This window comes from Azohydromonas lata NBRC 102462 (assembly GCF_001571085.1).
GTDB classification, from domain to species: domain Bacteria; phylum Pseudomonadota; class Gammaproteobacteria; order Burkholderiales; family Burkholderiaceae_C; genus Azohydromonas; species Azohydromonas lata.
Genome location: NZ_BCTC01000339.1, coordinates 1 through 544, shown reverse-complemented (window position 1 = coordinate 544; position 544 = coordinate 1). Strand labels below are relative to the sequence as shown.

Annotated in this window: 1 protein-coding gene; it reads left to right on the top strand. The window is 67.6% G+C overall.

Features of this window, described 5'->3' with window-relative positions:
* The coding region (locus tag ALA01S_RS31400) for an efflux RND transporter permease subunit (RefSeq protein WP_169806070.1) at positions 1-544 on the top strand (544 nt) is incomplete at both ends.

Here is a 544-nt window from a genome sequence, read left to right as displayed (position 1 = left end):
TTTGCCCGGCGCCTGGTGGGCGAGAAGCTGCAGGAGGCCAAGGAACGGCTGCCCCAGGGCTATGGCGAGCCGGTGTTGGGCCCCAACAGCTCGGGCCTGGGCCAGGTGTTCTGGTACACGATCGATTCGGCCGACAAGAAGCTCTCGGCGATGGACCTGCGCACGCTGCACGACTGGACGGTGCGGCTGATCGTGCGCACCGCGCCCGGCGTCGATGACGTCATCTCCTGGGGCGGCCAGGAAAAGCAGTTCCAGGTGCAGATCGACCCGCGAAGCCTCATCAAGTACGGGCTGTCGTTCAAGGAGGTGATGGAGCGGCTGGCGGCCAACAACCGCCAGGTTGGCGGCCAGTACCTCAACGTCGGCGCCGAGCAGTACCTGGTGCGAGGCCTGGGTCTGGTCGCCAGCGTGGCCGACATCGAGTCCGTCATCGTGGCCGAGCGCAACGGTGCACCGATCCACGTGCGCGACGTGGCGCAGGTCAAGGAGGCGCCGGCCATGCGCTTTGGCGCCGTCACGCGCAACGGCGAGGAAAGCGTGCTGG